The sequence below is a fragment of the Salinicola sp. genome, assembly GCF_982684285.1.
In genome coordinates, this window is record NZ_CEXLVS010000064.1 from 1 (window position 1) to 7602 (window position 7602).

General features: G+C 64.7%; 7 protein-coding genes. 6 read left to right on the forward strand and 1 reads right to left on the reverse strand.

Features of this window, described 5'->3' with window-relative positions; translation table 11 throughout:
- Window positions 1-292: 292 nt before the first annotated feature.
- Entirely contained in the window at window positions 293-1033 is a 741-nt protein-coding gene (locus tag AC3AYF_RS07700) for an SDR family NAD(P)-dependent oxidoreductase (protein ID WP_487779581.1), read from the forward strand.
- Window positions 1034-1053: 20 nt separating this feature from the next.
- Here the strand turns inward: AC3AYF_RS07700 and hisC are convergent, their stop codons facing one another.
- Window positions 1054-2112 carry a histidinol-phosphate transaminase gene (hisC, locus tag AC3AYF_RS07705; protein ID WP_487779582.1) on the reverse strand — a complete coding sequence of 353 codons (1059 nt, stop codon included), beginning with the start codon at window positions 2110-2112 and terminating at the stop codon, window positions 1054-1056.
- Window positions 2113-2287: 175 nt separating this feature from the next.
- On the opposite strand from hisC, the gene AC3AYF_RS07710 reads away from it, so the two are divergent.
- The 5 genes from AC3AYF_RS07710 to mnmH form a co-directional block, all read left to right on the forward strand.
- A complete protein-coding gene (locus AC3AYF_RS07710; RefSeq protein WP_298846300.1) occupies window positions 2288-3385 on the forward strand; it encodes an alkene reductase in 1098 nt (365 codons plus the stop codon).
- A 127-nt stretch (window positions 3386-3512) separates the two neighbouring features.
- Window positions 3513-3977 carry a copper resistance protein NlpE N-terminal domain-containing protein gene (locus AC3AYF_RS07715; RefSeq protein WP_487779583.1) on the forward strand — a complete coding sequence of 155 codons (465 nt, stop codon included), beginning with the start codon at window positions 3513-3515 and terminating at the stop codon, window positions 3975-3977.
- A gap of 118 nt (window positions 3978-4095) precedes the next feature.
- The gene (gene radA / locus AC3AYF_RS07720; protein WP_487779584.1) at window positions 4096-5475 is read left to right on the forward strand and encodes a DNA repair protein RadA; all 1380 of its coding nucleotides are present in this window, start codon (window positions 4096-4098) and stop codon (window positions 5473-5475) included.
- 134 nt (window positions 5476-5609) lie between these two features.
- The gene (gene selD / locus AC3AYF_RS07725; RefSeq protein ID WP_295036932.1) at window positions 5610-6650 is read left to right on the forward strand and encodes a selenide, water dikinase SelD; all 1041 of its coding nucleotides are present in this window, start codon (window positions 5610-5612) and stop codon (window positions 6648-6650) included.
- Window positions 6647-7602, forward strand: a 956-nt coding sequence (gene mnmH / locus AC3AYF_RS07730) for a tRNA 2-selenouridine(34) synthase MnmH (protein ID WP_487779585.1), incomplete at its 3' end; no start/stop codon positions are given. The genes selD and mnmH, both read left to right, overlap by 4 nt.

Here is a 7602-nt window from a genome sequence, read left to right on the forward strand (position 1 = left end):
GATGGTAGTGTGGGGTCTCCCCATGTGAGAGTAGGTCATCGTCAGGCACTTATTCAGAAACCCCAGCTTCGAAAGAAGCTGGGGTTTTTCTTTGTCCGGCACACGATCGCTGCGGGCTGCGGGCTGCGGGCTGCGGGCTGCGGGCTGCGGGCTGCGGGCTGCGATCCATGAGATAGCTCTGCAGCGGCGTCCATGTCTAGGTTCAAAGGGTCGGCTCAACGGCCTGAAACGTTCCTCTCCGCGCCGCATGAGCTAGTGTATTGATCGGGCATGGCACGCATGAGAGGTCGATATGCTGGATTATCTTCCCGATCAGTTTACCGCGGTCGTTACCGGTGCCGGCGGTGGAATCGGTCAGGCCATGGTTAATCGTCTGCTAGAGAGCGAACGCCCGGGGCGTGTCATCGCGGTTTCCCGGCGTGATCCCGAGCATGAGGATTCCAGAGTCGAGAATCTGAAAGTCGATGTCACGACCGAACAGGGGCGCAGGCTGCTGGGGGACAGAGTGAATGGCGACCCCATCCACCTGCTGTTCAATGCCATTGGCCTGTTGCATGACGAGCGGCGTGCGATCTCGCCGGAAAAGCGGCTCGAGGATCTGGATGCCGAGACGTTGTCCACGCTATTTCACGTCAACGCCATCACGCCGGTTCTGCTGATCCAGACGCTGGTCAACTCCCTCAAGGGCCGCCATCCCGCCATCATTGCCAGCCTCTCGGCCAGGGTGGGATCGATCGGCGATAACGAACTGGGCGGGTGGTACGGCTATCGGGCCAGCAAGGCGGCGCACAACATGTTCCTGCGCACGGCCGCTGTCGAACTGGCACGCTACAATCGTCAGGCGATCGTACTCAGCCTGCATCCGGGAACGACCGACACCGGCCTATCCCAACCTTTTCAGAGCAGGGTTCCGGAAGGCAAGCTTTTCACGCCAGATTTCGTGGCGGAGCGATTGCTCGCAGTGATGGAAGACCGCCGCCCTGATGAGAGCGGCAGTTTCTGGGATTGGGCAGGAAAGCCGATACCGTTTTGACGGTACCGGCCTTGTGGCCATCACGCCGACTGCATGACCTGCAGGGCTTCGATCAGACTGTTCATCTCGTCGTCGGTGCCGATCGAGATACGCAGGAAGTCGCTGAGGCCATCCTTGTTGAAATGGCGGACCAGGATGCCGCGCTCGCGCAGACCGCTGAACAGGCTTGCCCCACTGTGCTTGGGGTGACGCACGAACAGGAAGTTGGTCTGTGATGGCAGGACCTCGAACGCCATCGTCTCGAGCTGCTGGCGTGTCCACTCGCGGGTGGCCATGACCCGTTCGCAGCATGCCTTGAAGTGCGACTCGTCCTGCAGCGAGGCAATGGCGACGTCGCTGGCCAGCATATCGATCGGGTAGGAGTTGAAGGAGTTCTTGACCCGCTCCAGTCCCTCGATCAGCTCACGCGAGCCGATGGCATAGCCCACACGCAAGCCGGCCAGGCTGCGTCCTTTCGACAGGGTTCCGGTGACCAGCAGGTTGGGATGGTCCGCGATCAGCGGTACGACGCTCTCGCCGCCGAAATCGACATAAGCCTCGTCGACCAGCACCACGCTCTCGGTGATGCGCTCCAGCAGCTGCGCGACAGCCTGACGGGGGTGCCCATGGCCGGTCGGCGCGTTGGGGTTGGCAAACACCACACCGCCATTGTCGGAATCGAAGGCCTCCAGGGCGATCTGCCAGCGGTCGTCCAGCGCCACGGTACGGTAGTGAATATCGTAGAGCTTGCAGTAGACCGGGTAGAAGCTGTAGCTGATGGCCGGCATCAGCAGTGGCTTCGGCTGACAGAAGAACGCCTGGAATGCCAGCGCCAGCACCTCGTCGGAACCATTGCCGACGAACACCTGTTCCGGCTCGACGCCATGGGTCTTCGCCAAAGCCTGTCGCAGCGCCAGTGACTCGGGATCTGGGTAGCGACGAAGGTGGTCCACCGCGAACGCCTGCAGTACCCGCTCGACGGTCGGGGACGGCGGATAAGGGTTCTCGTTGGTATTGAGCTTGATCAGTCTTTCGCGCGGTTGCTCGCCCGGTACGTAGGGGGTCAGGGCGCGAACGGCGGGACTCCAGAATTGACTCATGATCTCTCGCGGGACGTTTTCTACGGTGCCTGTTAAGCGTGGCGGGTCTGCACTCATAGTGACCTCTGGCCTGAAACGGCGCAAGCCGCGGCCATCGAATGTGCCTGGCAGGGTTGATTAGTGCTCTAACGGCCTCACCTAACGGACATCGTTCAACAGCGCATCAAGGAAGACCATGTCCTACGAAAAGCTACTCTCGCCCATCACCGTCGGCGACATCGAGCTCTCCAACCGAGTTCTGATGGCACCGCTGACGCGCGCCAGAACCCCGGACAGCGTGCCGGGGGCATTGCAGGCGGAATATTATGCGCAGCGGGCCGGTGCCGGGCTGATCATCAGTGAAGCAACCAACATCTCTCCCACGGCGCGTGGCTACGTCTATACCCCGGGGATCTGGACCGATGCCCAGGAAACCGGATGGCGTCAGGTCGTCGACGCCGTGCACGATGCCGGTGGCAAGATCGCGCTTCAGCTCTGGCATGTCGGACGCATCTCCCACGAGATGGTGCAGCCGGATGGCCAGGCGCCGGTCGCCCCCAGTGCCCTGCGCGCCGAGGGGGCCAACTGTTTCGTCGAGTTCGAGGACGGCAGCTCGGGCCAGCATCCGACCAGTACCCCGCGGGCGCTGGCGCTCGACGAAATCCCCGGTGTCATCGACGATTACCGTCAGGCTGCCAAGCGCGCCCAGCGGGCCGGCTTCGATCTGGTGGAGGTCCATGCCGCCAATGCCTACCTGCTGCAGCAATTTCTCGCCACCGGCAGCAATCAGCGCAATGACCGCTATGGTGGCAGCGTGGTCAACCGCGCCCGTCTGCTGCTGGAAGTCGTCGATGCCGTGAACGAGGTCATGGGCGCCGGGCGCGTCGGTGTGCGCCTGTCGCCGTTCATCGAAATCTTCGGCCTATCGGATGACGAACCCGAGGCGATGATGCGCTATCTGGCCAGCGAACTGAGCCGTCGCCAAATCGCCTATCTGCACGTCAATGAGCCCGACTGGACCGGCGAAGGTCCGCAACTGACCGACGATTTCCGCCGCGACTTGCGCGAGCGCTTCAGCGGTACGCTGATCTACTGCGGGCACTACACGGCCGAACGCGCGGAGGCCTTGATCGACAAAGGGCTGGGCGACGCCGCCGCTTTCGGCCGCCCCTACATCGCCAATCCGGATCTGGTCGAGCGGTTCCGGCGTGATGCAGCCCTCAACGAGCCGAATCCGGAGACTTTCTATGGCGGTGGCGCGGAAGGCTATACCGACTATCCAGTAATGGATTGAAGCGCTCTCGCGTGGCAGTCTGACGCTCTCGGTTGAATGGGATGTCATGCGCGAGACTTACCGCTATCCTGTAGTCACGTGGCCGCCAAGGCGGCCTGTATGGCCCAGAAGTGTAAGGAGAACCAATATGCAGATCAGGACGTTGCTGGCCAGCGCCGCCACGGTAGCCGTACTGGCCGGTTGTGCCAGCGTAGGATCTCAGACTCAGCCCGGCACCGCCGATTCCTCTGCCGGCGCGTCGTCGAGTGCCGTCACCTACGAAGGCACGCTGCCTTGCCGTAGCTGCGATGGCATCGACCTGACCGTCAACCTCAACGGTTCCGAATCCTCGCCGGCGTCACAGCGCACCTTTACGCTCGAAGCCGACTACGTGAATCACCCGCAGAATCCGGACCCCGAGCAGTACGAAGGTCAGTGGGAGACGATGACGGGTACCGCGGTCGACCCGCAGGCCACGGTCTACGAGCTGACGCCGAACGGCGAAGGCCAGATCTACTATTTCCAGAAGATCGATGACCGCACGCTGGAACTGATCGACCCCCAGCGTCGTCGCTTCGAGAACGGCCAGATGTTGCGCCTGACTCGCCAGTAGGCAAGACGCTGACGATCGTAGAGGCGGCCACGGGCCGCCTCTCGTCGTTGTGGGCTGGCCATTTGTGGCACCATACGCATCTTGCGACCCTCTACCCGGCCTGACGGAGACCCCGCGCGTGGCAAAAGCGAAGAGCGCCTTCGTCTGCACTGAATGCGGTGCGGAGTACAGCAAATGGCAAGGCCAGTGCAGCAACTGCCGTGAATGGAACACGCTGACCGAGATTCGCATCGGCGGTGCCCGCCCCGGCGCCTCGACTCCCGGTAGCAGCGGCGCTCGTGGCGGCTATGCGGGGACGCTGTCGCGGGAAGTCGTCGATCTCTCTGGCGTAGACCTGACCGAGGTACCCCGTTTCAGCTCCACGTTCGCGGAGTTCGACCGGGTACTCGGCGGCGGGCTGGTGCCCGGCTCGGCGGTGTTGCTGGGCGGCCATCCCGGCGCCGGCAAGTCCACCCTGCTGCTGCAGACGGCCTGCCGCCTGGCCCAGAGCAAGCGCGTTCTCTACGTGACCGGCGAAGAGTCGCTGTCGCAGGTGGCGATGCGGGCCCACCGTCTGCAACTGCCGACCCAGGGGCTCAAGATGCTCGCCGAGACCAGCATCGAGACGCTGCTGGCCGTGGCGGAGCGAGAGCGGCCCGAGGTGTTGATCATCGACTCCATCCAGACCATGCACCTGGAGGATATCGGCTCGGCGCCCGGCGGCGTGGCCCAGGTCCGGGAGTCGGCGGCGGCGCTGACGCGCTTCGCCAAGCAGAGCAATACCGTGCTGCTGCTGGTCGGCCACGTGACCAAGGATGGCACCCTGGCCGGGCCCAAGGTGCTCGAGCACATGATCGATGCCTCGCTGCTGCTCGAGGGTGGCAGCGACTCGCGTTTTCGCACCCTGCGCGGACAGAAGAACCGCTTCGGCGCGATCAACGAGCTCGGCGTGTTCGCGATGGTCGAGCTCGGTCTCAAAGAGGTCAAGAATCCTAGCGCGATCTTCCTGTCGAGGAGCGAGGAGCTGGCCTCCGGCAGTCTGGTAATGGTGGTGTGGGAAGGCACCCGTCCGATCCTGGTCGAGGTGCAGGCGCTGCTCGACGAATCTGCGCTGGGCAATCCGCGCCGGGTGGCGGTGGGGCTCGACCACAATCGCCTGGCGATGCTGCTCGCCGTGCTGCACAAGCACGGTGGGCTGTTCACCGGCGACCAGGATGTCTTTCTCAACGTCGTCGGCGGGGTCAAGGTGCTGGAGACCAGTGCCGATCTGGCGGTGTTGCTGGCCGTGGTCTCCAGTCTCCAGAACCGGCCGCTGCCGCGGGAGCTGGTGGTGTTTGGCGAGGTCGGCCTCTCCGGGGAGATCAGGCCGGTACCCAGTGGCCAGGAACGCATCGTCGAGGCCGCCAAGCATGGTTTCACGCGGGCCATCGTGCCGCGCGGCAACGCGCCCAAGAAAGCGCCCGCCGGCATGCAGGTGGTGGCGGTCGACAAGTTGGCCGAGGCGCTGGAGGCGCTGTGAGCGGGCGGGCCGTAGCCGCTGCCGCCAAGCGGTCGACAGGGTGCGATCCGGTCGTCGGCGCTGAGTCGCGTCGCCGGGTCGGTTAAACTGATTGCCAGGATCGATATCTCCAGGAACGGGACGAGGAGCCAGAGATGAGTGCCATTCGCCTGACGCAGTACAGCCATGGGGCCGGCTGCGGCTGCAAGATCGCCCCTGACGTACTCGACCGTATTCTCGCCAAGGCGGGGCCGGGCGCCAACAGCAAGAACCTGATCGTCGGCAACCAGGGGCGCGAGGATGCCGCCGTCTACGATCTCGGTGACGGCCGCGGGCTGATCTCCACCACCGATTTCTTCATGCCGATCGTCGACGATCCGTTCGACTTCGGCCGCATTGCGGCGACCAACGCCATCAGCGACGTCTACGCCATGGGGGGGACGCCGATCATGGCGCTGGGTATCCTTGGCTGGCCACTGGACAAGCTGCCGGCGGAAGTCGCCGGTGACGTCATGTCCGGCGCTCAGGCGGTCTGCCGTGAACTGGGCGTCGCCCTGGCGGGCGGACACTCCATCGATGCGCCGGAACCGATCTTCGGGCTCGCGGTCAACGGCCTGGTCGATCTCGACAACCTCAAGCTCAACAGCGGTGCCAAGCCCGGCGATCTGCTCTACCTGACCAAGCCGCTGGGCGTGGGACTGCTGACGACGGCCGAAAAGCAGGGCAGGCTGCAGGCCGGTCATCACGGTCTGGCGCGGGAGACCATGCTGGTCGCCAACGATATCGGCAAGGAGCTGGCCAAGGTCCAGGGCGTGCATGCCATGACCGATGTCACCGGCTTCGGCCTGGCGGGTCACCTGAGCGAGGTGTGCGCGGCCAGCGGCGTCGAGGCGCGAATCGACTTCGCCAAGCTGCCGAGGCTTGCCGAGGCCGAGGCCTACCGGCGCCAGGGTGCGGTGCCGGGCGGTACGGGGCGCAATCGCGAGGCGATCGGCAAGGCGCTGCCGGACATGGATGCCGCCCACTGGCAGTGGCTGTGCGATCCGCAGACCTCCGGCGGGCTGCTGCTGGCCGTGGATCCGGCCTGGGCCGACGATGTCGAACGGATCGGGCGCCAGCACCAGCTCAAGCTGGAGGCCTTCGGCGAGTGCGTCACCCCCCGCGGCGGCGCTGGACTGATCGAGGTGCGCGGTTGAAGGGCAATCAGTTCGTCGACGCCGACCTTGCGCTGCTGGAGCGGCCTCTGATCGATGTGCGCGCGCCGATCGAGTTCTCGGCCGGTGCCTTGCCCGGTGCGATCAACCTGCCGCTGATGGACGACGACGAGCGCCGCGAGGTCGGGATCCGTTACAAGCACGCCGGTCAGGCCTCGGCGGTGGAACTGGGCAACCACCTGGTATCGGGCGATCGTCGTGAGTCGCGTCTTGCCGCCTGGGAGCAGGCGATCGAATCGGCGCCGGATAGCGTGATCTACTGCTTCCGCGGTGGCATGCGGTCGAAGATTTCACAGCAGTGGCTGGCCGAGCGAGGCCACCCGCTGCCGCGAATTCGCGGCGGTTGGAAGGCGATGCGCAATCGGCTGATCGAGGCGCTCGAAACCCATAGCCACGCTCCCCTGCTACTGATCGCCGGCCTGACAGGGTGTGCCAAGACGGCACTGATCAACGCGCTGGACTCGGGGGTCGACCTGGAAGGTCACGCACGTCACAAGGGCTCGGCCTTCGGCCAGCATCCGCTGGCCGGCCCCTCGCAGATCGATTTCGAACACGGTCTGACGCCGGCCCTGATGCGCCTGCCACGAGCCCGCGTGGTCGAGGACGAGTCGCAGCGTATCGGGCGCCTGGCGATACCGGCGACCTTCTGGCAGTCGATGAAAGCGGCGCCGTGCATTCGTGTGGAGATGCCGCTGGAGTGGCGCCTCGAACAGATCCGCAAGGATTACATCCAGGATCTCAGCGAGATCTACCATCGCCACTATGGACCGCAACTGGGCGAGGTGCTGTTTCGCAAGCAGCTGTCGGGCGCGTTGAAGCGTCTCGGCAAACGCCTGGGGGGCGAGCGCCTGGCGCGATTGGTCGAGGCGCAGCGGCGGGCATTCTCGGCGCAGCGCCTCGGCAACGTGCAGGCGCACGATGACTGGCTGGCTCC

What these genes read in the sequence shown, in the direction of transcription:
- selD (WP_295036932.1), top strand. Translation starts at nt 5,610, where the DNA reads ATGAGTGCCATTCGCCTGACGCAGTACAGCCATGGGGCCGGCTGCGGC.
- AC3AYF_RS07715 (WP_487779583.1), top strand. Translation starts at nt 3,513, where the DNA reads ATGCAGATCAGGACGTTGCTGGCCAGCGCCGCCACGGTAGCCGTACTG.
- AC3AYF_RS07710 (WP_298846300.1), top strand. Translation starts at nt 2,288, where the DNA reads ATGTCCTACGAAAAGCTACTCTCGCCCATCACCGTCGGCGACATCGAG.
- hisC (WP_487779582.1), bottom strand. Translation starts at nt 2,112, where the DNA reads ATGAGTCAATTCTGGAGTCCCGCCGTTCGCGCCCTGACCCCCTACGTA.
- AC3AYF_RS07700 (WP_487779581.1), top strand. Translation starts at nt 293, where the DNA reads ATGCTGGATTATCTTCCCGATCAGTTTACCGCGGTCGTTACCGGTGCC.